25 protein-coding genes and 2 tRNA genes are annotated in these 25,930 nt (G+C 44.1%); 14 read left to right on the top strand and 13 right to left on the bottom strand.

Translation table 11 applies throughout. The annotated features are described in order from the left end of the window. Positions 1-4: 4 nt before the first annotated feature. Complete coding sequence (ypfJ, locus tag CGB83_RS12225; protein WP_100076034.1) at positions 5-853, bottom strand: KPN_02809 family neutral zinc metallopeptidase; 849 nt, start codon at positions 851-853, stop codon at positions 5-7. Between the two features lie 86 nt (positions 854-939). On the opposite strand from ypfJ, the gene CGB83_RS12220 reads away from it, so the two are divergent. The 3 genes from CGB83_RS12220 to CGB83_RS12210 are packed head-to-tail and all read left to right on the top strand — an operon-like array spanning position 940 to position 2,738. Further along, entirely contained in the window at positions 940-1,266 is a 327-nt protein-coding gene (locus CGB83_RS12220; protein WP_157761416.1) for a hypothetical protein, read from the top strand. A gap of 2 nt (positions 1,267-1,268) precedes the next feature. Then, the gene (locus CGB83_RS12215) at positions 1,269-1,601 is read left to right on the top strand and encodes a hypothetical protein (protein WP_100076032.1); all 333 of its coding nucleotides are present in this window, start codon (positions 1,269-1,271) and stop codon (positions 1,599-1,601) included. Between the two features lie 3 nt (positions 1,602-1,604). Beyond that, on the top strand, positions 1,605-2,738 hold the full coding sequence (locus CGB83_RS12210; protein ID WP_100076031.1) for a glutathionylspermidine synthase family protein: 1,134 nt from the start codon (positions 1,605-1,607) through the stop codon (positions 2,736-2,738). Here CGB83_RS12210 and CGB83_RS12205 read toward each other — a convergent pair. The 9 genes from CGB83_RS12205 to CGB83_RS12165 all read right to left on the bottom strand — a co-directional run bounded on the left by CGB83_RS12205 (position 2,728) and on the right by CGB83_RS12165 (position 10,579). Further along, complete coding sequence (locus tag CGB83_RS12205; RefSeq protein ID WP_100076030.1) at positions 2,728-4,809, bottom strand: LTA synthase family protein; 2,082 nt, start codon at positions 4,807-4,809, stop codon at positions 2,728-2,730. The two genes, CGB83_RS12210 and CGB83_RS12205, sit on opposite strands and share 11 nt — an antisense overlap. Positions 4,810-4,981: 172 nt before the next feature. Continuing rightward, positions 4,982-5,500, bottom strand: a complete 519-nt coding sequence (gene ribH, locus CGB83_RS12200) for a 6,7-dimethyl-8-ribityllumazine synthase (RefSeq protein ID WP_100076029.1) — start codon at positions 5,498-5,500, stop codon at positions 4,982-4,984. Between the two features lie 4 nt (positions 5,501-5,504). After that, positions 5,505-6,212 carry a YfgM family protein gene (locus tag CGB83_RS12195; protein ID WP_100076028.1) on the bottom strand — a complete coding sequence of 236 codons (708 nt, stop codon included), beginning with the start codon at positions 6,210-6,212 and terminating at the stop codon, positions 5,505-5,507. Between the two features lie 145 nt (positions 6,213-6,357). Beyond that, the gene (locus CGB83_RS12190) at positions 6,358-6,894 is read right to left on the bottom strand and encodes an adenine phosphoribosyltransferase (RefSeq protein ID WP_100076027.1); all 537 of its coding nucleotides are present in this window, start codon (positions 6,892-6,894) and stop codon (positions 6,358-6,360) included. Then, positions 6,894-8,087 (bottom strand): hypothetical protein, encoded by a 1,194-nt coding sequence (locus CGB83_RS12185; protein ID WP_100076026.1) that lies wholly within the window; start codon positions 8,085-8,087, stop codon positions 6,894-6,896. The genes CGB83_RS12190 and CGB83_RS12185 overlap by 1 nt, the downstream gene beginning before the upstream one ends. A 169-nt stretch (positions 8,088-8,256) precedes the next feature. Continuing rightward, positions 8,257-8,330: transfer RNA gene (locus tag CGB83_RS12180), tRNA-Asn, on the bottom strand. Between the two features lie 202 nt (positions 8,331-8,532). Continuing rightward, positions 8,533-8,606 (bottom strand) — tRNA-Asn (locus CGB83_RS12175). A gap of 79 nt (positions 8,607-8,685) precedes the next feature. Continuing rightward, entirely contained in the window at positions 8,686-10,035 is a 1,350-nt protein-coding gene (gene rseP, locus CGB83_RS12170; protein WP_100076025.1) for an RIP metalloprotease RseP, read from the bottom strand. Positions 10,036-10,138: 103 nt separating this feature from the next. Then, a complete protein-coding gene (locus CGB83_RS12165; protein ID WP_100076024.1) occupies positions 10,139-10,579 on the bottom strand; it encodes a DUF6646 family protein in 441 nt (146 codons plus the stop codon). 101 nt (positions 10,580-10,680) lie between these two features. On the opposite strand from CGB83_RS12165, the gene CGB83_RS12160 reads away from it, so the two are divergent. Continuing rightward, the gene (locus CGB83_RS12160; protein WP_100077584.1) at positions 10,681-11,433 is read left to right on the top strand and encodes a nitrilase-related carbon-nitrogen hydrolase; all 753 of its coding nucleotides are present in this window, start codon (positions 10,681-10,683) and stop codon (positions 11,431-11,433) included. 38 nt (positions 11,434-11,471) lie between these two features. On the opposite strand, the gene CGB83_RS12155 is transcribed toward CGB83_RS12160, so the two are convergent. Genes CGB83_RS12155 through CGB83_RS12145 form a run of 3 tightly spaced genes read right to left on the bottom strand, consistent with a single transcriptional unit; the run spans position 11,472 to position 13,574 of the window. After that, the gene (locus CGB83_RS12155; RefSeq protein WP_100076023.1) at positions 11,472-11,771 is read right to left on the bottom strand and encodes a thioredoxin family protein; all 300 of its coding nucleotides are present in this window, start codon (positions 11,769-11,771) and stop codon (positions 11,472-11,474) included. 10 nt (positions 11,772-11,781) lie between these two features. Next, positions 11,782-12,159, bottom strand: a complete 378-nt coding sequence (locus tag CGB83_RS12150) for a rhodanese-like domain-containing protein (protein WP_157761415.1) — start codon at positions 12,157-12,159, stop codon at positions 11,782-11,784. 2 nt (positions 12,160-12,161) lie between these two features. After that, a complete protein-coding gene (locus tag CGB83_RS12145) occupies positions 12,162-13,574 on the bottom strand; it encodes an MBL fold metallo-hydrolase (protein ID WP_100076021.1) in 1,413 nt (470 codons plus the stop codon). A 233-nt stretch (positions 13,575-13,807) separates the two neighbouring features. Here CGB83_RS12145 and CGB83_RS12140 point away from each other — a divergent pair, with 233 nt between their 5' ends. From CGB83_RS12140 to lptE, 10 genes are all read left to right on the top strand, one after another. Beyond that, positions 13,808-15,334, top strand: a complete 1,527-nt coding sequence (locus CGB83_RS12140) for a helicase HerA-like domain-containing protein (RefSeq protein ID WP_100076020.1) — start codon at positions 13,808-13,810, stop codon at positions 15,332-15,334. 201 nt (positions 15,335-15,535) lie between these two features. Then, the gene (locus CGB83_RS12135; RefSeq protein WP_100076019.1) at positions 15,536-16,759 is read left to right on the top strand and encodes a 3'-5' exonuclease; all 1,224 of its coding nucleotides are present in this window, start codon (positions 15,536-15,538) and stop codon (positions 16,757-16,759) included. Positions 16,760-16,817: 58 nt separating this feature from the next. Then, positions 16,818-18,017 (top strand): diaminopimelate decarboxylase, encoded by a 1,200-nt coding sequence (lysA, locus tag CGB83_RS12130; protein ID WP_172954699.1) that lies wholly within the window; start codon positions 16,818-16,820, stop codon positions 18,015-18,017. A 213-nt stretch (positions 18,018-18,230) separates the two neighbouring features. Next, positions 18,231-19,964 (top strand): thiamine pyrophosphate-dependent enzyme, encoded by a 1,734-nt coding sequence (locus CGB83_RS12125; RefSeq protein ID WP_100077583.1) that lies wholly within the window; start codon positions 18,231-18,233, stop codon positions 19,962-19,964. Next, positions 19,961-21,193: an MFS transporter gene (locus tag CGB83_RS12120; protein WP_100076017.1), complete on the top strand. Its 1,233-nt coding sequence runs from the start codon at positions 19,961-19,963 to the stop codon at positions 21,191-21,193. Before CGB83_RS12125 ends, CGB83_RS12120 begins: the two co-directional genes overlap by 4 nt. A 103-nt stretch (positions 21,194-21,296) precedes the next feature. Continuing rightward, complete coding sequence (locus CGB83_RS12115; protein WP_100077582.1) at positions 21,297-21,788, top strand: hypothetical protein; 492 nt, start codon at positions 21,297-21,299, stop codon at positions 21,786-21,788. Between the two features lie 135 nt (positions 21,789-21,923). Continuing rightward, positions 21,924-23,360 carry a tRNA (N6-isopentenyl adenosine(37)-C2)-methylthiotransferase MiaB gene (gene miaB / locus CGB83_RS12110; RefSeq protein WP_100076016.1) on the top strand — a complete coding sequence of 479 codons (1,437 nt, stop codon included), beginning with the start codon at positions 21,924-21,926 and terminating at the stop codon, positions 23,358-23,360. Between the two features lie 48 nt (positions 23,361-23,408). Next, entirely contained in the window at positions 23,409-24,692 is a 1,284-nt protein-coding gene (locus CGB83_RS12105) for a sigma-54 interaction domain-containing protein (protein ID WP_100076015.1), read from the top strand. Positions 24,693-24,695: 3 nt separating this feature from the next. Further along, entirely contained in the window at positions 24,696-25,391 is a 696-nt protein-coding gene (locus tag CGB83_RS12100) for a DUF7847 domain-containing protein (RefSeq protein ID WP_157761414.1), read from the top strand. Further along, positions 25,381-25,929: an LPS assembly lipoprotein LptE gene (gene lptE, locus CGB83_RS12095; RefSeq protein WP_100076013.1), complete on the top strand. Its 549-nt coding sequence runs from the start codon at positions 25,381-25,383 to the stop codon at positions 25,927-25,929. The genes CGB83_RS12100 and lptE overlap by 11 nt, the downstream gene beginning before the upstream one ends. Position 25,930: the final 1 nt, after the last annotated feature.

Genomic DNA, 25,930 nt, shown 5'->3' with positions numbered 1-25,930 from the left:
AAAATTATTTTAAAAGCTGGTCAAAAGTATTTCCCTGTTTGATGTCGCCGGTATTGTATCCTTTCATAAACCATTCCTTACGTTGTGCTGATGAACCGTGGGTAAAACTTTCCTGGTTCACATATCCCTGGGAACGTTCCTGGATGTTGTCATCACCTACGGCTTCCGCCGCGCTGATGGCGGCATCAATATCGCCTGGCTCAAGAATATGTTCCCTGTTATCCGTCTGTTTGGCCCACACACCTGCATAAAAATCAGCCTGAAGCTCGGTAGCTACCGAAACGCGGTTCATATCCGCTTCAGAATACTGGCCGCTTCTCCTCATTTCATCTACTTTCTGGGTAGTGCCCAGTAAGGTCTGGACGTGGTGCCCCATTTCATGCGCCATCACATAGGCAATGGTAAATTCTGTTACTTCGGCTCCGAACTTCTCCTGCAATTCTTTAAAGAAACTCATGTCCATATAGACCGTCTGGTCTGCGGGGCAGTAAAAAGGTCCCATCGCCGACTGTGCGGTTCCGCATCCGGACTGGGTGGTGTTTTCGAAAAGGACAACCTTGGCAGGACTGTACTCCATATTGTTTTCAGCAAAAATTTTAGTCCAGGTCTGCTCATTTTCGGCAGTGATCATCTGTACGAATTCCCGGACCTTAAGTTCCTTGTCATTCAGTTGCTTTTGCTCCGTAGGCGCAGAAGTGTTGCCGGAAGAAGAAAGGATGGATGAAGGATCCCCACCCAGAAAAAATACAATTGCAGCAATAATCAGCGTTCCAAGCCCGCCACCTACAACGGCGCCACCGCCCAGCCCGCGGCGGTCTTCAACATTGCCGCTCCTGTCGTCTGTCCATCTCATAGTCAGTAATTTTGTGTTAGTAAATGTAAAGATTTAAAATTAATGTCTTTATTAAATGAGTATTTTTGTGCAAAATTGTAACCAAAGTGAAGAAAATCAGAACTTATCTTTTACTGGCAGGTCTGGCCGCTTTTGGAGGCTGTAATGAAAATGAATCCAAAGCTGATGAAGTGAATACGGTAGATAAAAAAGCGGCTGTGGAAACAGAGCTTTCTGTTCAGCATGCAGGCCCTGTGGATATTCTGGTCAGCCGGCACAAGATATGGAAAGACCATAAGCTTGTTAAGGAACTTATCCAACGCGATACGATCCCTACATTAGGAGACACGTTGCAGACCATAGAGGATGACAAAGGAAACAGCCGTACCGCCAATATCAGGAAAGATTACGAATTTTATATAACCGTTCAGTAATCATGAAAAAATCAGATTCCATAACACTGCTTTTCGTAACCGGTATTTTGGCCGCCTGTTCGCAGGAGAAGCCCCAGTCGAAATGGCAGAATGAAAAAAAAGTCTATATGCGTTCCGATACCACCGCATCCTATACCAGGAGCCATGGATTCATGCCCGGATATTTCTGGTATCATGCATTCCGGCCGTACGGAGCCTATAGTAATGGGGTATACCGCCGTGCCGGATATTACAGTGATGCCATAAGCTCTAAATCCAATATCGGGAGAAGCACATACAAAGGGAATGTAACAAGAGGATTATTAGGCAGAAGCGGGTTCAGGGCTTCCTCATAAATTATGGAAAGAATACAGACGGAAATACGCAAGGATTGGGAAAAGAAGCTTGAAGACCTAGGATTCGGGTATCATTCACTGGAAGGCCTGTACTGGGATGAAGGTCATTATTACCGTTTTACCGGAAGCGAAATTGATGCTATTGAAAATGCCACAGCTGAGCTATGGCAGATGTGCCTCGAGGCGGTAGACTATATCATTGCAGAAAACCTTTGGGAACGGTTCAACATTCCCCAGCATTTCAGGGATTATATCGTGACCAGCTGGGAAGAGGACCATCCTTCAGTTTACGGCAGGTTCGATTTCGGATTTGATGGAAAAAACCTGAAGCTCTTAGAATTCAATGCGGATACCCCGACTTCTCTATATGAAGCTTCGGTCATCCAATGGTACTGGCTTCAGGATATATTCCCGGACCGGGACCAGTTCAATTCCATTCATGAAAAGCTGATCGACTACTGGAAGTACCTCACCAAATACATGAACCCGCGCCATATTTATTTTGCTTCGCTTACCAATATCGAAGATGTCACCAATGTGGAATACATGCGGGATTGTGCGACACAGGCGGGTTTTGAGACTGAGTTCATTCCCGTGCAGGACATTGGCTGGGCAGACGATATAGAAGAGTTTATCTCTGGTGATCAGACGATCATGGAGTATATTTTCAAGCTGTATCCTTATGAATGGATCCTGGAAGACGGATTCAGCGAAAAGCTTGTAAAAAATGCATTCCGCTCGCAATGGATAGAGCCTGCATGGAAGGTGCTGCTTTCATCAAAAGCCATCCTGCCGGTGCTGTGGAAACTTTATCCGGGACATCCTTATCTGCTGGAAGCGTACTTTGACGGACCGGGAGATATGAAAGATTATGCCAGAAAGCCGGTCTATTCACGCGAAGGGTCTAATGTTACGCTGTACAGGGATAAAGTGGCCTTTGAACATAATGACGGAGGATATGAAAAAGAAGGCTTTATCTACCAGGAGCTTTTTAACCTTCCTGATTTTAACGGTAACCATCCTGTTATCGGCAGCTGGGTGATCGGGCAGGAGCCTGCCGGAATCGGAATCCGGGAAAGCGTGCACCTGATCACCAATAACCAGAGCCGGTTCATTCCGCATCTTATCAGCGGGTAAGGGCATTTGTTTTTACCCAGTATGACGTGGACTGATAAGCGGATACGGCATCATTCACCAGCTTCTGCTCCGGATTTTTCAGCAGCAGGGTTTCCTTATAATAAATATTGAATTCAGGGGCTATTTTGCCTGTTTCCGGAGACAGGGAATATTGTTTTACCTTTTTTACCGGGGAAAGAATGGTGAGGTAGTTGTCCTTTACCAGTCCGAGATCCTGATAGGTGGCGATATAAGCTTTCGGCTGGAATTCTTTGGTGAATACATCCTGTCCCAGGAATTTAGATGTATAATTGAAATGAAGCAGCCCGAAAACCGTAGGCATCACATCAATCTGGGACATCAGGCGGTCAAATTTCTGGGGCTGGATAAACCCTTCCGAAAAGACCATTGCAGGAATCCTGTATTTATCCATCGGAAGTTCCGTATCGCCTGCACTGGAAGCACAGTGGTCTGCAATAATGATGAATACGGTATTGCTGTACCAGGATTCTTTTTTGGCCATCTCGAAAAACTTCCGGAGTGAATAATCCGTATATTTCACACCGCCTTCACGGGATTTTGCATCTCCCGGGATGTCGATCCGGCCATCCGGATATGTAAAAGGCCTGTGATTGGAAACCGTCATCCAGTGGTTGAAAAACGGTTTTCCGGATTTTGCCTCTGCATTCATCACCTGTATTGCTTTTTTAGCCATATCCTCATCAGCTACTCCCCAGACATTGGCAAAAGAGATTTCTTCAGGCTTGAAGTTGTTGCGGTCTACAATACCGTAGCCGTTCCCGGCAAAGAAATCCTCCATATTATCAAAGTAGCTGTAGCCTCCGTATAGAAATTTTACATCATACCCTTTGGCTTTGAACACGCCGCCGGTGGTAAACCTGTTTTTATTGTTCTCCCTTTTAATAATGCTTTCGCCGGCGGTAGGAGGGATGCATAAAGTAAGTGCTTCCAGCCCTCTTACCGTTCTGTTTCCGGTGGCATACAGATTGGTGAACATCAGCGATCGGTCTGCAAGGCTGTCCAGGAAAGGCGTAATTTTCTGTGTATTTCCATAATGTTCCAGGAAGTCTGCGGACAGGCTTTCTACCGAAATCAGCACTACGTTTTTCTTCATTTCCGGCTGGTCAGATCCTACAGGCCTGGATAGAGACGGAGCTGCATACTGGCTCAGGAAGTTTTTTTCTGCCTGTTGTTCATCCATTTGGGTATAAAACTGGAAATAGTCCAGCTCGTTATGGGTAAATGCCCAGTAAAACTTAGGCATGCCGTTGGAACCGATCTCATCGGCGAAGACATTGGTGGATTTGATCTGCATCATCACCGGCAGCGTCAGAAGGCTGATCACTACTAATACAGCAAAAGAACCTAACAGGATCATCTTTTGTCTGAAATCAGGCAGGTTCTGTAATTCACCCCTGGTCTTACGGTAAATCAACAGGGTAATAGCAAGGGTAATGATGAATATGGCACTAAAGAGCGGCACCACGGGATAACTTTCCATGATATTGCCGATCACTTCATTCGTATAGATCAGGTAATCCACGGCAATGAAATTGTACCGTACACCGAATTCATTATAAAAGAAATATTCACTTACCGCATTGAAAACGATGAGCAGGACGTATAGGAATAAAGTAATGAAATACAGTATATTCCTTATTTTAAGCCTCTTTTGCGGCAGGAATAACATCAGGCCAAACAGAAAAGCTTTCAATCCGACGAAAACCAGGGCTATTTTTGTTACCGAACCTCCGTACTGCTTGAAAATATTGTTCGGGACCAGCAGAATATACAGGAAAATAAGGACCAGCAGGGACAGGATTACGGGACCGTAAGGTTTTTTATATTTTGAATCGGATAGAAACAATAAGTACAGCGCCAGTACAGAACTTGCCAGGATGAACACAAAGACATCATTGGCGATGCCTATCGCCAGGACTTTCAGGACTTCAGGAAAGGTAAATTCCGCTGAGGTAATCGGATGAAAGAAAAAAATGATCCGGGTAATAAAGGATATGATGAGATAAAATAGTCCGAGGTATAGGAATGGCTGTGTCTTTTTTAAGTCCATGGAGCATCTGTATTGAACTGCAAAGATAAATGATGTGAACAATTTTTAAATACATTATTAAATAATTTAAATTTTTTTTAAGAATTGTCTTTAAACAGCACTTGTATTTCAGGATATGGTAACAAAAAAAGGAGGCCAATTGCCTCCTTAAATATTTTTTTCGCTTCTTTTCTTAAGAATGCCCGAAACCGATATTGCCTTTTTTGTCCGAAAGGTTCTTTTTAAAATCAATCATCCTTAAAGCGGTCACTGCTGCTTCCACGCCTTTATTTCCAAGGTTGCCGCCGCTTCTGGCGATTGACTGTTCCTTATTGTCATCCGTCAGCAGGCAGAAAATGGTAGGGGTATCCGTAAGGATATTACAGTCCTTGATTCCCTGGGCCACCGCTGAACATACATAATCGAAATGAGGTGTTTCTCCACGGATCACACATCCGATCGCAATGACGGCATCATACTTCCGCTCTTTGCACAGCTGCATCGCTGCGTAATTCAGCTCAAAAGCACCCGGGACTTCAAAAAGCCTGATGTTTTCACGCTTTACCCCTTCTTTTTCAAGGATTTCCAAAGCGGCATCACGAAGGTTGTAGGTTACAAAATCATTCCACTCAGAAAAAACAATGCCGATAGAAAACTCATCGGCATTAGTAATATTCAGTGGCTTGTAATCAGAAAGATTAACTGTTGCCATTATTTTAGTAGTATTTAGTCATTTCAATATAAGAATCAGACATTCCGTTGTCATAATCCTGGTATTTTTCATCGATAGCAGAAAAATACTTTTTAGCTTCTGATTTTTTCTTCAGTCCTAAAGCTACGATACCTGCTTTTCTGGTAAAATAGTAAATGGTATAAGGATCATCAGATGCGGAAGCCGCTTTGTCCAACAATTGTAATGCTTCGTCGTTTTTATTAAGTCCGGATTTGGCATCTGCCATAGCCCCGTACTTCATTGCGGTCATCGTCTTGTTATCGGAAGAAAACTTATCTAAAAGATCATATGCTTCCTGCAATTTTCCTTCCTTAAATTTAAGGATGCCTGCATTGTAAGCAGAAAGCTTCCCGATATTTGTTGAAGAATATTCATTGTAAGTTCCTAAGAAACCAGGATTGGCTGCAGATTTACCTCCTAAAGCCTCTTTGTCTTTTCCTTCGGCAAGGTATTTCTGGGCAGCAAGGAAACTTTTAACAGCTTCTGTGTTTTTGGGGGCAATAACAAACTGCTTATAGGCAAAAAATCCTAAAACTCCCAATACCAGAACTCCGAATACTATACTCAGCGGTTTTGAATACCTTTCCAGGAACCTCTCAGTGTTCAAAGCTTCTTTATCAAGGTCTTTAAAAAACTCTACCGTTTCTTTACCTTCTTGCTCCTGCTGAGCATTCTTTGTAAGTTTTGCCATAAATTCTTAAAAATTGAAATGCAAATTTAATTGTTTCTGAATGATTTACAAAATACTTTGTACGTATTATTGATAAAACTGCATCACAGACTTGTTTTTATCCTGCTCAGCGGGTTTCTGATTCTTTTTTGCTTATGCTGACGTATTAATATTCAAGCGTATGGTAAATATCAGCATTGAACTTTTCCAGTTTCTCTTTACCGTTTAAATCTTTCAGCCCGATCAGGAAACTGAACTGTGCCGGTATGGCGCCCTGTTTCTGCACCAGTTTGGCGGCAGCCTCTGTAGTTCCTCCCGTGGCCAGAAGGTCATCGTGGATCAGGATTCTCTGGCCCGGCTTAATCTGTCCTTCGCGGGTTTCAATGGCTGCACTTCCGTATTCCAAGTCGTATTCTTCTGAAATGACAGGCGGAGGAAGCTTTCCTTTTTTCCGGATCAGGATGAACGGGACGTCCAGCGCAACTGCGATGGCAATTCCGAAAAGGTACCCGCGGCTCTCGATGCCACATACGGCATCCACTTTTCCTTTACTGAAAGCTACCAGGTCCAGGATCACTTCTTCATACAGTTTAGGATTCAGGAAAACGGGAGAGATATCTTTAAACTGTATCCCCGGAATCGGGAAATCCGGGATATTCTCTATGGTTTCGTCAAGTTTTCTGATCAGTTCCTGTGATGCCATTATGGATTGATTTTATAGCTGGAGATTTTCCATTCCCCGTTAACATTTTTAAGCCCGAAAGTCGCTCTGAGTGAAGTGGTTCTTCCGTTTTTGTCCGTTACATCATAGGTTGCATTAACGCTGGCACTGTTTGTATTTGCACCGCTCGTGGAAATATTCTTAACGCTTACATTCTTCACAGAGCCAAAACCTGAGTTAGGGTTGGAGAATGTTTCATAGCTGCCCCAGCTCGGATTGTTCGATGCGTCAAAAGCAGCTTTCAGATTCTGCGAACTTACATTGTTCAGGAATTTATTAACGGTGGTTTTAGGATCTGCTGAAGGCTGTTTTGGAGCAGCAGGCGTTGTTGTACCGTTGGCAGGATCCGTAATGGTTCCCGGAGCTGCTCCCGGATTATTAGGATCAACAGCCGATGGATCCTGCAATACTGCTGTGGAATCCAATTTAGGTGCTTCAGGCACTTTCAGAGCGGATGGGTTTACATCCAGCCCGATTTTAGACATTTTGAATGTCTTTGCAGTGGTCTTTACAGAAACCGTAATGTCTATTTTATTGTCAACTACTTTTGCAGCAGGAATAGAGGAATACCTCAGGTTGAATCCTTTGAAATTATTGTCCTGCATCAGGTTTTTCGATGTCGAAATCTTTACGCCGTTGCTGAAAACTTCCAAAGTGGTTTCCAGGCCGGCTCCGGTGAAAGAAACAGGATTTCCGGCGTTATCTACCAGCCTCGGAATGATCTGCAGGGAAGTGGCGCCCGTGCCGTCATCTCCTATAGGTCTGGTGATGATGCTGAGCGCATTGGCTCTGACGTCGTTTGGATCGCTTTCTTTGGCCTTTTCATCACCGAAGATGTTCATTTCTCCTAAGGATGGAGGGGCATTACTGGCCCATTCAATCCCGTTTTTCTGTGCTACTTCATCTGCCATGGCCAGGATTTCAGGAACTTTTTTCCCGTTAATCAGTTGGCCCAACGCTTTCAGCTCGGCAACATCGCCGTCTGCTTCCACGCCGAATGTCTTAAGGATATAAAGAGCCTCGTTAAATTTGATCTGTTTAATGGTAGGCAGGCTGGACGTCATGTCGTTAATGCTCGACTGCAACGTCTTGGTATTGGTAGCATCCACCTGATCTTTCTTGCATGCTGTAAAAAGCAATAAGCTGAACATAAGCAGATAAGATAACTTTTTCATTTTTTATCGGTTTGGTGCAAATTTAATAAAACCTTTATTAAGTGTATGCTTTATTTTTTACTTTGTTTTGATGGTCGGATATCTTGTGCAGAGCGGTTGACAGGCTGCACAATACAGTTCCCGGGAAAGGACAATAAAAAATCCATCAGAAATTTCTGATGGATTTTAGCTCCTCCTGCTGGGCTCGAACCAGCGACCCTCTGATTAACAGTCAGATGCTCTAACCAACTGAGCTAAGGAGGAATGTCCTCGTTGAAGTAGTGCAAATATAAAACGAATAATTATATCAAGCAAATTTTTATCCCGTGTTTATGGGCTAAAACGGATGTTTGCAGGCTTAAATTCTCGTTTTCAAAGATTTAAAATTTTACAAAACTGATCTTTTTTACAAAACCGGATCAGGTCATCACAAAAAAAGAGAGCTACATTGCTGTAACTCTCTCTGCTCCTCCTGCTGGGCTCGAACCAGCGACCCTCTGATTAACAGTCAGATGCTCTAACCAACTGAGCTAAGGAGGAATGTCCTTATGTTTTTAAGTGGTGCAAATATAGGACGAATATTTATACCAGCCAAATTTTTAGAATAATTTTTTTTCAATTATAATTTCCCGGTAAAGATCTTGAAAATATCGCTTCCGAAAATCAACAGCATCAGCCCAAGAAGGAATACCACTCCGATCATCTGTGCGTTCTCAAGCACTTTCTGCGGCACCGGTTTTCCTACAATCATTTCATACAGCGTAAAAATAACGTGGCCTCCGTCCAGTCCCGGGATCGGAATAAGGTTCAGGAAGGCCAACCAGATGGAGAACATCGCTGTAAAGCTCCAGAATGCTGCCCAGTTGATGGCAAAATCACCATTGGCATCCCTGTCTACCGGCATAGACTTTACAATAGCAATAGGTCCGCCTACATTTTTATAACCCTGGATTTTTGAGTTGAACATAATTTTGAACTGCTTTACCTGCATGGTAAGGGCTTCAATAGTCCTGGTGAGTCCTCTCGGAATTGCTTCCCCGAAAGAATATTTTTTATCCGTGATCACATTGGCAATGCTTTTATGATCCAGTCCTACACCTAATTTACCGTTTTTGTCAACAGCAGCAGATAAGGTTTCAGGTGTTCCGTTTCTCAGCACTTCAATAGATACGGTTTTGCCTTTATTCTGGTTTAAAACAGTGGTAACCTCATCAAAATAAGAAGTCGGAGTACCGTTGATGGATACTACTTTGTCGCCTTTTGCCAGGCCTGATGCTTTCGCTGAAGGGCTCGCAAGAGAGTCAATTACCATCGGGAACCTTGGCGTAATGTACAGTTTGGCTTCCCTTTGTTTGATCACATCTGCCACGCCGTCTTCGTTTACTTTAAAGGTAACTTCCTTTCCATCTCTTAAAACAGTAACATCATCGCTGAAAAGGATATTGATAGAAGTATTTTCAAGCCTTTCTGCCGGCTTTCCGTCAACACTGATGATTTTATCTCCGTTCTGGAATCCCATTTTGCGCCCAGCTTCAGTAACCCCGATACCTTCTTTGAATTTCGTAAGGTCAGTATACATTTCCCCGTTGAAAAAAGACAAGCAGCTGTAGATCAGCCACGCCAGGAAAAAGTTTACGGTAACTCCGCCCATCATAATGATCAGCCTCTGCCATGCCGGTTTTGCCCTGAATTCCCATGGCTGAGCAGGTTGTTTCAGCTGTTCCGTATCCATGCTTTCATCCACCATTCCGGCAATTTTTACATACCCTCCGAAAGGAAGCCAGCCGATCCCGTATTCGGTTTCGCCGATTTTTTTCTTTATAACGGAAAACCACGGATCAAAGAACAGATAGAATTTTTCAACTTTGGTTTTGAATAGTTTAGCGGGGATAAAGTGCCCGAGCTCGTGAAGAATGACTAAGATTGAAATGCTTAATATGAACTGGAAAATCTTAATTGCTAATTCCATTAATAAATTTTAGGTTTAATTGACAAAGGTAACAATTATCAATACTATGCCAAATAAAAAAGCTTCTCTAAATGAGAAGCTTTGTCATATATTTCATGCTGGCTTACAAATTAAAGGATACTCCCAGGCTGCCATTATTGCCCACTTCTGCAAATACCCCGATCCTGTCGTTAAAGAAGTACCGTGCTCCGATATGTGCCCCGATCCCGAAGTCTTTTCCCAGGACGCCCAGGTCAACTCCCGGATAGATGTCCCATTTTTCAGGAAGGTCAAGGGCTTCCTGCAGGTGGAAGTTCAGCCGGCCAAAAACAAATACACGGTTGTCTTTATCATTATCCTTGTATCCGTCGAAATAAGCATTCAGCCCGGCTCCTACGGAAATCAGTTTGTTGAGTCCGTAATCATATGTTCCGGTTACCCCGGTTCCGTAGCCCCATGCATTGAGCCCCAGCTGGATTTTCTGATCTCCTTTCCCTGTCCATGCCTGTGCGCTGGCTGTAATTCCCGTGAATACAACCATTAAAATTAAAACCAATTTCTTCATATACTCGATCCGTTAAAAGTTAGTATTGGAAATTATCCGCAGCAAAAATAAAACCGAAATCATTTAAAAACCCTATTTTTATAGAAGTTTTAGAGATGCTTATGAAAATTACAGGAATCAATCTGGATATCATCTGGAAAAATAAAGAAGCGAATTTCCGGAATATAGAACAGGCACTTGAAGGCCGCGAAGCGGATATTTTCGTCCTGCCTGAAATGTTCTCCACAGGATTCTGTATGGATGCTGCTGAAGTGGCAGACAGCCATGAAGAGTCCTTATCATTTCTGAGAAGAATGGCCAAAGAAAAAAATGCTGCTTTTTGCGGAAGTGCGCCGGTGCAACAGGACGGGAACTATTATAACCGCATGTATTTTGTGCATCCGGACGGGAAAACGGATTTTTACGATAAGAGGCACCTGTTTTCTTTTTCAGGGGAAGATCAGGTCTATACGCCCGGGAAAGAACGGGTCATAGTCCAGTATAAGGAATTCCGGATCTTGCTCCAGGTCTGCTATGACCTCAGATTCCCGGTGTTTGCCAGGAATAATGATGATTATGACATGATTATTTATGTAGCCAACTGGCCTGAAAAAAGGGCAGAGGCATGGGAGCACCTGCTTAAAGCCCGTGCTATCGAAAACCTGAGCTTTGTTTTCGGCCTGAACAGGATCGGGACAGACGGGAATGATCTATTGTACAGGGAAAGTTCACATTGTTTTTTTGCTGACGGAAAAGAGATCTCCGTTAAAGAAGGAAATATTATTTCTGCTGACCCGGACCTCCAGGAAATGAGGGATTTCAGGAGCCATTTCAGGTTCCTGGATGACAGGGACCGGTTTAGTGTAGAACCATAAAAAACGGCTGGACTTAGAAATAAGTCCAGCCGCTGTATTTAGGCATATTGCTGAAGAAGGCTGGTGAGCGTATTCACATCGTGCACACCGCTTTCCTTCCAGAGCAGTTCTCCTTTTTTAAAGATGGCCAGTGTAGGAACTCCGCGTACTCCATATTGGGAAGCAATCGCAGGATACTGGTCTACATCTACTTTTATAATTCTGGCTCCCTCACCAATATTTTCTTTGACCGTAGTTAAGACTGATGACTGCACTTTGCAGGGCTGACACCAGGTGGCAAAAAAATCGATCAGAACAGGGCGCTCCGAATCAATGATTTCCTGAAATTTTTGTGACATAGTGTATACTTTAATGGTTTTCGGTAGTATTGAGGTGATGTATGGCCTGTACATTCTTCCATGTTGTGCCGTCATAAGCTTCAATCCTGTTTTTCTCCAGGATCTGCATGGCCTGGTCGGCCTGTATTCCTTTATTACAAAAGACTACAACTTTCTTTCCCTTAAGTTCGTTTAGCCGGTTGGGAAGCTCCTTCAGCGGGATATTTATTGCTTTGTCTGCCGTTCCCTCCCGGTATTGCTCGGGAACCCTTACATCTACCAAAACAACATCTGTACTATTGACCACATCAGTGATGCTGTTTTCCGGCTGTTTTGCGATAGCCGTGCTCTTGCATGCACTCAACATGATGCCTACGCATACAGCAGCTATGATAGTCTTGAATCTCACGGTTACGACAATGTTTTTGACTGGCATACAAAGCTGGTCGTAGGTACTTTTTCGGTTTTTTTTATCCCGTTATAGCCGCCTTCTATTTCTGTGAAGTTCCTGATTCCGCGTGCATTCAGGATGCTTGCGGCAATCATGCTGCGGTAGCCTCCTGCACAGTGGATAAAGAAATGTTCCGAACTGTCTATCGTTCCTGCCCAATCGCTGATGCTGTCCAAAGGTTTGTTATAGGCGTTTTCAACATGTTCCGCTGAATATTCCGTCAGTTTCCTGACATCAATAACTTTGGCATCTGTGCTGAACTGCTCAGCAAATTCAGAAGGGGAAATTCTTCTGATCTCATCAACCTCGTTGCCGGCATTTTTCCAGGCTTCGAAACTACCCTGCAGATATCCCAGGACATTATCGAAACCTACACGGCTGAGACGGGTAATGGCTTCCTGCTCACTGCCCTGTTCAACAACCAGGATAATAGGGTGTTTCACATCTACGATCATATTTCCTACCCAGGGTGCAAAGTCTCCTTTTAGACCAATGTTAATAGAATTGGGAATGAATCCTTTATGAAATTCTCCCGGGCTTCTTGTATCCAGGATCAGCGCACCGGTATCTTCAGCCATAGCTTCCAGGTCGGCAGGATCTATTGGGTTCAGGCCCTTACTCATGACATGATCAATGCTTTCATAGCCACTCTTATTCAGCGCAACATTCATTCCGAAATATTTCGGCGGAGCTGTAAGTCCGTCCAGCACTTCTCTCACAAAAGATTCCTTATCAGGCTGGTTGAGGGCATAATTGGTTTTTTTCTGGTTGCCCAGGGTATCCACCGTTTCTTTCTGCATGTTTTTTCCGCATGCCGAACCTGCTCCATGGGCAGGATAAACAGTGATGCTGTCATCCAGCGGTATAATTTTATCCTGAAGGCTTTCGTAAAGGATGCCTGCCAGATCTTCCTGGGTAAGGTTCGTTGCCTTCTGCGCTAGGTCCGGCCTGCCGACATCACCCAGGAAAAGGGTATCGCCGGTGAAAATGGCCGTTTCAGTACCATTTTCATCAGTCAGGAGGAACGTCGAGCTTTCCATCGTATGGCCTGGTGTATGCAATACCTTGATGGTAACTTCCCCGATATTGAATATCTGGTTGTCTTCCGCAATGATCGCTTCAAAATCAGGTTCCGCGGTTGGTCCGTACACAATAGGAGCACCCGTTTTTTTACTCAGGTCAAGATGTCCCGAGACAAAATCCGCATGAAAGTGGGTTTCAAAAATATACTTTAGCGTGACACCGTCTTTTTCCAGGCGTTCCAGATAAGGCGTTACTTCCCGCAGGGGGTCTATGATGGCTGCTTCATTTCCGGATACGATGTAATAGGCACCCTGAGCCAGGCATCCTGTATATATTTGTTCAACTTTCATTATGGTTGTAGCGGTTGTTTGTTAATGGTACAAAAATCGTGTTTATTTTTTTAAATGAAGACAAAATAGAAAATCACTATTAATAGACGAAATCTATAAAGTCGGTCCTAACAAAATAATTGCCCTAATTTAGCCAAAAGATGGATGATCTGCAACAGCAGCCTAAAATATCTGATGCCTTAGCGGCAAGGGTTTTATAAAAAATTTTATATTTAGAAATTAAAAAAACAATCATGACGCCTAAAACACAATTCATTGAAGAACTTAATGCAAGATATACTCCCAAAGGGGAACATATTATATTAGGAAAAGGCATGCTGGATGGTGAAGTCGTTCCGGAGGTTAATGTAACCATACCCTTAAAGACCATTAACCGTCACGGCCTTATTGCAGGGGCAACCGGGACAGGAAAAACAAAGACCTTACAGGTATTTGCAGAACAGCTGTCGCACGCCGGGATTCCTTCACTGGTGCTGGATATCAAAGGAGACTTTTCAGGGATCGCAGAGGCCGGGACAATGAATCCTGCCATCGAAGAACGATATGCACGGACCCAGCTTCCTTACCGGCCACAGGCTTTTCCGGCAGAACTGATGACGATTTCAGGCGAAAGGGGAGTGAAGCTGCGCGCGACCATTACAGAATTCGGGCCGGTACTGCTCAGCAAGATCCTGCAGCTGAATGATACCCAGCAAAGCATTATGTCGATCGTTTTCAAATACTGTGATGATAAAGGGCTGCCGCTTATCGATCTCGATGATCTTAAAAAAGTATTGCAGTATGTGACGGACAATGCACAGGGAAAAGCAGAGCTCGCTGCCAATTATGGTTCTATCGCTTCATCGTCCCTGGGTGCCATCCTGAGGTCTATCGTTGCGCTGGAACAACAGGGAGCGGCAAAATTTTTCGGTGAGCTGAGCTTTGATGTTCATGATCTTTTACAGACGAGGGATGGTAAAGGAGTCGTGAATATACTCAGGGTGGCCGATATCCAGAGTAAGCCGCAGCTTTTTTCGACTTTTATGCTCTCGCTTTTTGCCGAGATCTACATGACTTTTCCTGAAGAAGGAGACAGCGGAAAGCCCAAGCTGGTCCTCTTTATAGACGAGGCCCATCTGATATTCGATGAATCATCCAAAGCTTTGGTCTCCCAGATTGAAACGATGGTTAAACTCATCCGGTCAAAAGGAGTGGGTATATATTTCATCACCCAGATTCCCGGCGATGTGCCTGAAGCCATACTGTCTCAGCTGGGGCTTAAGATACAGCATGCATTACGGGGATTTACCGCGAAAGACAAAAAAGAAATTTCCAAAGCGGTGGAAAATTACCCGACGACAACATTTTATGATGCGTCCACATTAATTCAGAACCTTGGGATCGGGGAAGCCTTTGTTACAGCACTGGATGAGAAAGGAATTCCAACTCCGCTGGTCCATACTTACCTGATCTCTCCCGAATCCAGGATGGATGTGCTGGACGATGCTGAAATCTCGGAGCTGACTTCCAGGTCTGCTTTGGTGGCTAAATATGAGCAGGTGATCAATCGCGAATCCGCTTATGAAATCTTGGTGAACAGAATGGAAACAGCCGTACAAAATGCTGCACCAGACCAGAAAACAAAGCCTGCCAAAGAAGAGCCGGGAATGTTTGAGCAGATCCTGCAGAGCAAAGCCGGAAAAACATTCACTAGTACGCTGATGCGGGAAGGGACCAAAGCAATTTTAGGCATGCTCGGACTGGGCCGCAAACGGAGGTAAGCCGGCAGAAAGAAGAATTATTGTTTTTATGGTTTATGTGGTATTACAGCTGAAATTTTGGATTAGATTTTGCAGGCTCATGTTACAATATAAGTCGTGTTGGCTTTTTTTAACATAATTTTTTTATTTTAGCAGATTTTCCATGGTCCTTATAAGGGTCAGACGGGATCAAGATAAGCAGCAGTAAAGAGAGAACACAGAATGTATTCGATTATAGACATAGAAAGTAATGGTGCAGGTTACAGGAAAGAATGCATTATTGACATTGCAATCTACCGGTATGACGGACAAAAGATTGTAGACCAGTTTATTTCCCTGGTTAATCCTGAAAGTGATATTACCCCTTTTGTACAAAGGCTCACCGGCATTACGCCTAAAATGGTTAAAACCGCGCCCAAATTTCATGAAATTGCCAAGAGGGTCATTGAAATTACTCAGAACACCACCCTGGTCGGTCATAACATCGAATTTGATTACAGGATGCTGCGCCAGTCTTTCCAAAGCCTGGGATACAATTTCGAAATCAATACTTTAGATACCATCCCTCTCGCTAAAAAACTGATTCCTGATGAGGTCAGCTATTCCTTGGGGAAACTGGTCAAATCACTCGGTATTCCCCTGGTCAGCCACCACAGGGCTGATGGTGACGCAAGGGCTACCCTGGAGCTCTTCAGGCTCCTGATTCTGAAGGACACCGAAAATGAGATTATCAGCAAGCAGTACGAAGAAACCAATGCCAAAAGCTATGTCAATAAAATCAAGATACTGACCCAGGACCTGCCGAATGAAAAAGGTTTCGTCTACTTCCAGAGCGGAACCGGGGACATTATATTTTCAGATCATGTACAGAATATCAACAGGTTCTCCAAAAAAATATTCAACTCCAAGTCCAAAAGATGGGAGGAGATACAGTCTCAGGTGCAGCAGATCAATTATGAGGTAACAGGAACGGATATCATCGCTAAGCTGATCCTGAATTCGCGGAATATTAAAAGAAGGGAACATCTTCCCTTCGGGCTTTATTACAGGAATGATGCCTATGTTGTGGAGAAAAACAAGCTCAATAAAACAGAGCGGCCGATCCTGAAGTTCAAATCCTTTACGCAAGGGGCAAAAGCCGTCCAGTTCATCAGCTCACATGAGACGTTCAGGGATGTGGATGCACTCCGGAACAGGATAGATTTCAGAAAACGCAGCGAATTATGGCTGGGTGCGGGCAGAAGGCTGGGAGAAAAACTTTTTCTGATCATTGAGGACGGCAAAATAGTTTCTTATGGCTTTTACGATCTTTTTACGCAGATCCAGACTATGAGTAAGCTGTCCAAACTGAAAATCGACCTTCCTCTGCAGACTCCGGAGCTCAACAATGAATTACAGCTTGCACTACTCCGCGGTGATTTTGAGACACTACCGTTACCGAAATAGACAGCTATTCCTTACATTTGCACTTCCTTAATAACAAAAAGAAGTTACTTACCCAATTATGAATGCAACAGATTTGTTACAGATTGCCAATGAATATGGCACACCGGTGTATGTTTATGATGCCGAATCTATTAAAACTCAATATGAGAAACTTACCTCTTCTTTTTTAAAACACACGAAGTTCTTCTATGCAGCGAAGGCTTTAACCAATATCAATATCCTTAAATACGTCAAAAGCCTGGGGGCATCCCTGGACTGTGTATCCATCAATGAAGTTAAACTTGGGCTGAAAGCAGGTTTTCCGAAGGAAAAAATACTGTTTACCCCCAACTGTGTAGACCTGGCAGAGATTGAAGAGGCGATGCAGCAAGGCGTGCATATCAATATCGATAATATGTCCATCCTCGAGCAGTTCGGGAACAAATACGGGAATACGTATCCTATCTTCGTAAGGATCAATCCGCATATTTTTGCAGGCGGGAACTATAAAATTTCCACCGGGCATATAGACAGCAAGTTCGGGATCTCCATCCACCAGCTGAGGCATATCGAAAGGGTGATGAAGACCACAAATCTGAATGTGGAAGGGCTGCATATGCATACCGGAAGTGAGATCAAGGATCCTGAAGTATTTTTGCAGGCGTTGGACATTATGCTTGAACTTGCGGAAAACTTCCCGAACCTGAAATACCTGGACATGGGAAGCGGATTTAAAATCCCTTATCAGAGCACTGAAGAGGAAACTGATGTGAAGACATTAGGTAAAAAAGTTGAAAAAGTAATTGCAGACTATTCCAAGACAACGGGAAGGAAATTCGAGTTATGGTTTGAGCCGGGAAAATTCCTGGTAGGTAAAAGCGGTTACCTTCTGGTAAAGGCTAATGTGATCAAGCAAACGACAGCTACTGTTTTCGTGGGTGTGAACTCAGGATTCAATCACCTGATCCGTCCTATGTTCTACGATTCTTACCATGTTATTGAAAACCTTTCCAACCCTAAAGGTGCTGAAAGGATTTATACTGTAGTAGGGAACATCTGTGAGACTGATACTTTTGCCTGGGACAGGAAGCTGAACGAAGTAAGGGAAGGCGATATCCTGGCATTCAACAATGCAGGAGCCTATGGTTTTGAAATGAGTTCCAATTTCAATTCAAGGCTGAAGCCAGCGGAAGTTTTATTTCTTGACGGTAAGGCACACCTGATCCGTAAGCGTGATGAATTTGAAGACTTGCTGAAAAATCAGATCGAAGTATTGTAAGATCATTCAGACAAATTATATAACAATGTATAGAAGCTCCGCACCCTTGCGGGGCTTTTGTTTTTTAAGAATATTTTATCAGGAACAACGGCTGCGGTTCCTTATTTTTTGACTAAATTTGGGTTAGGTCACATTTTTTCTGTCCTTCCGTATTCCATCTTCCTTAAAGTCAAAGACCAAAAAATAAATAATAACACCAAAAGAATATCAATTATGGCTAAAAACATAGCTGAGCAGATCGTTGAAATGCTCGAAAATGCCCAGGTAAAAAGAATCTATGCAGTAACCGGCGACAGCCTGAACCATCTGAATATTGCTGTTAAGAAAAGCAGTATCGAATGGATTCATGTGAGGCATGAAGAAGCCGGTGCCTATGCAGCTGCTGCCGAAGCTGAACTTGATGGCTTTGCCGTTTGTGCAGGAAGTTGCGGACCAGGGCACGTTCACCTGATCAACGGCGTCTATGAGGCCCACCGTTCCCATCTTCCGATGCTGGTCATCGCTTCCACCATCCAGAGTGATGAAATGGGAATGGATTACTTCCAGGAAACCAATACCATTAAGCTTTTTGATGACTGCAGCTATTACAACCAGATGATTACCAGGCCGGAGCAGGTGGAACGCACCGTACAGACTGCCATCCAGCATGCCATCTCCAAAAAAGGAGTTGCTGTGATCGGGCTGCCGGGAGACGTTTCCGAGCTGGAAGCTGAGGAATCCATCACTTCTTCCCAGATATTCAGGACGAATCCGGTGATCCGCCCTTCCGATGAAGAGTTGCATCGCTTGGCAGACATGATCAATGAAAATAAGAAAGTAACCCTCTTCTGTGGAATCGGTGCTGAAAATGCTGCGAGTGAAGTCATTCAGCTATCTAAATACCTGAAGGCTCCGGTAGGCTACTCATTCAGGGGGAAAATGGCCATACAGCCGAATAATCCCAATGAGGTGGGCCTTACAGGCCTTTTAGGCCTTCCTTCGGCCTATCATGCGATGCATGAAGCAGATCTGGTAGTCTTGCTGGGAACCGATTTCCCGTATAAAAAATTCATGCCGGTTAAAAATAAGATCGTTCAGATTGATGAAAGTGCTGAAAGACTGGGGCGGAGAGCAAAACTTGAACTCGGGCTGTCCGGTGATATCAAAGAAACCCTGAGAGCCCTGTTGCCTCTCTTAAAAGAAAAAACGGACACAAATTTCCTTAACCAGCAACTGGAATTCTATGAAAAAGTAAAGGAAAACCAGATGACCTATGTGAAAGATCCAGGTGCTAAAGATGCCATTCAGCCGGAATACGTAACTTACCTGCTGGACCGGATTGCCGAAAAGGATGCTATTTTTACGGTAGATACCGGAATGTGCTGCGTCTGGGGCGCAAGGTTCATCAGCGGAACCGGAGAACGGAAAATGTTAGGATCATTCAATCATGGTTCCATGGCCAATGCAATGCCGATGGCAATAGGAGCCTCCCTAGCCTATCCGGGAAAGCAGGTGATTGCCATGTGTGGTGACGGAGGATTATCCATGTTGTTGGGCGATATGGCCACCATCCTTCAGTACAGGCTACCGGTAAAGCTGATTGTGTTCAACAACAGGGCTTTAGGAATGGTAAAGCTGGAAATGGAAGTGGGAGGAATGCCCGATAATGAAACGGATATGATCAATCCTGATTTCGCCATGATTGCTCAGGCTATGGGATATCCCGGTAAAAACGTACGCAATCCTGAAGAAGTGGAGCAGGCCATTAAAGAATGCCTCAGTCATACAGGGCCTTACCTGCTCAATATATTCACAAACCCTAATGCACTTGCACTGCCGCCGAAAATTGAAATGAACCAGGTATTAGGAATGACGAAATCCATGGCACAGCTGATGCTCGGCGGAAAGATGGATGAGGTAATGGATACCGTGAAGAGCAATTACAAGCACATTAAAGACCTGTTATGATTAGCGAATCCCTGAAGAAGTATTATGTCATTGCCTGGGTTTTCGGGTTTGTTTTCTATTTCCTTGACTATGTCATCAGGTCTGCGCCGGCCGTAATGATCCCTGAACTGGTCAGTAACTTCAATACAACGGAGCTGAAACTGATCAGTATGGTCGGGACCTATTATTATACCTATTCCACGTGCAGCCTTATTGCGGGGATTGCCCTGGATAAATTCGGCGGTAAGCGTTCCGTATTTGCCGGTACCTTCATTCTGGGAATAGGATGCCTGCTGTTTCTGCTGTCCAGTCAGGCGGCTGGAATTACAGGCCGGCTCTTGCAGGGTGCAGGATGTGCTTTTGCATTTCCCGGCTGTGTGTACCTGGCGAGCAAAGGTTTTTCTTCAAAATCCCTTGCAACCGCCATCGGGGTAACCCAGTGTATCGGCATGCTTGGCGGAACTGCCGGACAGTTTGTTGTTGGACCATGGATTAAGGAAGGGATGAACATCAACACCTTCTGGCTTTGGTCCGGGATTATTACCCTTATCACAGCCATTGTGCTGTTTTTTGTAATTCCCCGCGAAACGAAGGAAAATGATCAGGAAGAAAAGGCTTTGGGTTTACTGGAACCCTATAAGATCGTCTTCAGGAACCCCCAGTCATGGCTGTGCGGAATCATTTCCGGGCTGCTGTTTGCGCCCACTACTATTTTTGCCATGACCTGGGCAGTCGCATTTTTCCAGAAAGATAAGGGATTTGAATTTTCCGATGCCGCGATGACGAGTGCTATGGTAGCGTTCGGCTGGGTGTTCGGCTGTCCGTTGCTGGGCTTTATTACAGATAAAATTGGCCTTAGGAAACCTGTTCTTGCTGGAGGAGCCATCCTGATGATCCTGAGCCTGCTTCAGCTGGCTTACCTGCCGGACCTGTATCCGGCTAAGTTTAGCATGTTTATCCTCGGGATTGGCTCAGGAGCGGCAATGATCCCATATTCCGTCATCAAGGAAGCAAACCCTGATTATGTAAAGGGAAGTGCTACGGGAGCTATTAATTTTATTACTTTCGGCGTAACGACGCTGCTTAATCCTGTATTCAGCAGATGGTTTGGGAAGAGTCTCGGAATAGAACCCGGAAATATACATTTTCAGCATTCGGTTCTGTTCTGGATTGCAGGGATTGTACTCGCTATTTTCATTTCATTACTGCTTAGGGAGACAGGCAGAAAAGTAAATGTTGCAGCGAACTGAGTATTGGAGTCAACATAAAGGAAACTTCATATGATCTATGAAGTTTTTCTTTTTCCAACTTGAGGAAAAATTTAAATTTGTTACAGACAAAACAATCTTGATTATGAAAATGGTAATCTTGTTCTTCGGGCTTTTAATGGCAAATTTCTGCTTGGCACAATATGATGTTGAAGACAGGGATGATACCTTTATGAACGAAAGCAGCAACAATAAAAATATTCTGAAGATAGATATTAAGGAGCCGTTCTTCCAGGTGGCCGTCAGAAACTGCAACGATTTCAAAGCGGCCGATATTGAGGGCGGAATCCCGGCATACAAAGAAATGCTGAGAAAAAATATGTACGTGTACCTGAATACGGATTTTTATGTTCTTAACGGAGATTTTACTTTTACGCTGACTATAGACGAAGACGGGAAAGTAACCGGTATCGAAGGCTCTCCACAGGTTGCCAACAGCCAGGTTTTTTTTGACGATATGAAATACATTATGCGCAGGATCAAAAAGAACTGGATGCCCGCCAGCTGCAACGGAAAACCAGTAGCCTCTCAAGTGAAAATAAAGATGAACCTCACTTCCATTGCTACCGATCTGTAATAAATTTTTCAGCAATTTCTATGAAATATAATCCTGCCATTCTGTCACAATATTTTGTATCTTTGCAAACTCAACTGTTTTGCCAGAACGGAAATGAGCTGAATTTCAGGAAGGCAGAACTTTAAATATACGAACGTGCAGGAAAAATATATAGACGAAACCAAACAGGGAGAAGCGTTTGCCATTGCAGAAAGATCCGGCAACTCCAAGAAACTTTTTCTGGAAAGCTATGGCTGCCAGATGAATTTTTCAGATTCTGAGATTGTGGCTTCTATCCTTAATGAACAGGGATATAATACTACCCTGAAAGTGGAGGAGGCAGACCTTATCCTTCTGAATACATGCTCTATCCGTGAAAAAGCGGAGCAGACCGTAAGGATGAGGCTTTCCCAGTTTAAAAACCTTAAAAAGGAGCGGCCGAATATGACGGTAGGGGTTTTAGGATGCATGGCAGAAAGGTTGAAAACCAAATTCCTTGAAGAGGAACAGCTGGTAGACCTTGTGGTAGGCCCTGATGCTTACCGGGATCTGCCAAACCTTCTGAAAGAAACCGAAGACGGCAGGGATGCCATCAACGTAATCCTTTCCAAAGAGGAAACCTATGCAGGCATCAATCCTGTGCGTCTGGGTGGCAACGGTGTTACTGCCTATGTTACCATTACCAGGGGATGCGATAATATGTGTACCTTCTGCGTGGTGCCTTTCACGAGGGGGCGCGAAAGAAGCCGCGACCCGCACTCTATCATCGAAGAATGTAAAAGCTTACGTGACAGCGGCTATAAAGAAATTACCCTTTTGGGGCAGAACGTAGACTCTTATCTGTGGTATGGAGGAGGGCCGAAAAAGGACTTCGCCAAAGCTTCGGAAATGCAGAAGCTTACTGCTGTTAATTTTGCCCAGCTGCTGGACATGGTGGCTTTAGCAGTACCGGAAATGAGGATCCGTTTTTCTACTTCAAACCCTCAGGATATGAGCCTTGACGTATTCAGGATGATCGCCAAACATGAGAATATCTGCAAATATGTGCACCTTCCGGTACAGAGCGGAAGCAACAATATGCTTCTGGCCATGAACCGCCAGCACACGCGTGAAGAATACCTGGAGCTGATCAGAAAAGCAAAGGAGATTGTTCCGGACATCGCATTCTCTCAGGATATGATCGTAGGGTTCTGCAATGAAACCGAAGAAGACCACCAGGATACATTGAGCCTGATGAAGGAAGTGGAATACGATTACGGATATATGTTTGCCTATTCGGAACGTCCCGGAACGCCTGCCCATAAGAAAATGGAAGATAATATCCCTGCAGACATCAAGCAGAGGCGTCTGGCAGAAGTGATTGCTTTGCAGGGCGAACTTTCCAGGAACAGGATGAAGTCGTATGTAGGAAAGACACATCAGGTACTTATTGAAGGAACTTCAAAGAAGAATGAGAACCAGTGGAAGGGAAGGAATTCCCAGAATGCCGTTTGTGTATTCGATAAACTAGAAGGACAGAAGATAGGTGACATTGTGAACGTTTTTGTCTTCGACAATACACAGGGCACGCTTTTAGGGGAGACCGTTCAATAACTTGAATTAACTTTGGTCGCAAGACCGGCAATTAAACCTTAATTAAACATGTCAGCAGAACTTCAGAATATAAAAAACCGTTTCGGGATCATCGGGAATTTCCCGGCTCTTAACCGGGCTCTGGAAAAAGCCATCCAGGTAGCGCCTACGGATATTTCCGTTCTGGTTATCGGGGAAAGCGGTGTGGGAAAAGAATTTATCCCTAAAATCATTCATTCAGAATCCAGGAGAAAACATCAGCCATACATTGTGGTGAACTGCGGGGCAATTCCGGAGGGAACCATTGATTCCGAATTATTCGGTCACGAAAAAGGTGCCTTTACAGGAGCTACGGCTACCCGGAAAGGGTATTTTGAAGTGGCAGACGGCGGAACCATCTTTCTGGATGAGGTAGGAGAGCTGCCTTTACAGACCCAGGTACGCCTTCTACGGGTTTTGGAAAGCGGGGAATTTATGAAAGTAGGTTCATCACAGGTCCAGAAAACGAATGTAAGGATCGTGGCAGCCACCAATGTGAACATGATGAAGGCTATTCAGGACAGCAGGTTCCGGGAGGACCTGTACTACCGTCTGAATACGGTACAGATCGATATGCCTCCTTTACGCGAAAGAAAAGGCGATATCCATCTGCTGTTCAGGAAATTCGCCATAGACTTTGCCGAAAAATACAGGATGCCCGAGCTTGAACTGGAGCCGAGCGGTGTTCATTATATTGAAAGCTATACCTTTCCCGGAAACGTACGCCAGCTGAGAAACCTGGTGGAGCAGATGACCGTGGTAGAGCGCAACCGGAAGGTAACGGCAGAAAAACTGGCGGAATATATTCCTATGGAATCCCACCTGCCCATGGTCGTTAATACACCGAATAATACAAAACAGAATGACTTCGGCAGCGAAAGGGAAATTATGTATAAAATCCTTTTCGATATGCGGAACGATATCAATGATCTGAAGTCCCTAACTTCAGAGCTGATCAAAAATAAAGGAACGGATCTGAGCAGCCATGAGAAAAGCCTGATCAACAGGATTTATACGCCTTCGGAGAGCCAGCAGCAGCCTGCCCAGTCAAATTCCCTGCTGTATTTTGAAGACCGGGACAATATCCAGACGCCTACGATCATTTCGAACCCGGACAGCAGCTATGAAGACATCGAGGACATTGAAGTGGAAGAAAACAGGCCGGAATCTCTTTCGCTGCAGAATAATGAAAAAGACCTGATTATCAAGGCGCTGGAAAAACATAAAGGACGCAGGAACAAAGCTGCCGACGAACTCGGGATTTCCCAAAGGACATTATACAGAAAAATAAAACAATATAACTTAGAAGACTAAATTATGATGCAACTTAACGTAAAACCGGTTAATTTCGATTTCAGCAAGTACCTGAACGGAGGATTTGAATTTTATAAAAACAATTTTGGGAACATCCTGCTGGCCTATTTCTTTTGCTTTATTATGAATATTATCCCTTTCTGCGGGATTTTGGGAATGGGGAATTTATACCGCTATATGCATAAATTAAGGAAAGGGGAGCCTTCTGCCCCGGGAGATATTTTTGATTTCGGCGATTTTGTGCCGTATTTCATATTGCAGCTGATTGTATTCGCCGGAATAATCCTTATTTATCTCCCTATGATGCTGGTTGGATTTATTGCGGGGGCTGCGGATGGTGAGCCTTCCCCTGTTTTTGCGGCGATCATGATCCCGTATATGCTGATTATTATGGTAGTGTTTGTTATCGTAGCATTGAAGGCATTCTATATGCCGGGACTGATTTCAATTGCCGGGGTGAAAGATGTTAAAACAGCATGGAAAATGTCTACTACAATGACCAAAAATAATTTATTATCCATCTTTTTACTGGTGATTGTCACAAGCATACTGGGACAACTTGGTATTCTTCTATGCGGGATCGGGATATTTTTAACCATTCCTTTTTTATATACCAGCAATTATATGGCTATTGAAGATGCCTTGCAGCAGATCCAGCACGACGAGATAACAGAAATAGGACTAAAAAATGAATATTAATAAAAAACAGGGTACCCGGTACCTCAGGATCTCTTTCCTGCTGGTATTCTGCATGGGAATGCTTCATTCCTGTTACAGCTTTACCGGATCCTCTCTTACGGATGAAAAGACGATCCAGATCAATGAATTTCCGAATAATGCCGCTTTGGTCAATCCAACCTTATCGCAGCAGTTTTCAACGGATATTCAGAACCGGTTTTTGCAGAGGACAACGCTGAAAGGAACCAAGGAAAACCCGGACATCCTGGTGGAAGGAGAGATTACGGATTATTCCATTACACCTACCACGATCAGCTCCACGACCACATCAACCAATACCGGAGGGGTCATCAATGAATCCCAGAATAAACTGACCATTACCGTAAAAGTTCATTATGAAAATAAGCTGCATCCGGAACTCAGTTTTGACAGGACCTATTCCGATGAAGCGGTATTCAATAACAACCTCTCGCAGAGTGATATAGAAACTTCTCAGGTAAAGCTGGTTACAGAGAGAATTATTAATAAGATATTTAACGATATTGTAGCAAACTGGTAAG

It is taken from the genome of Chryseobacterium camelliae (assembly GCF_002770595.1).
Taxonomy (GTDB): Bacteria; Bacteroidota; Bacteroidia; order Flavobacteriales; family Weeksellaceae; genus Chryseobacterium; species Chryseobacterium camelliae.
The sequence above is the reverse complement of the archived record's forward strand: the minus strand, read 5'-3'. Positions and strand labels throughout refer to the sequence as shown.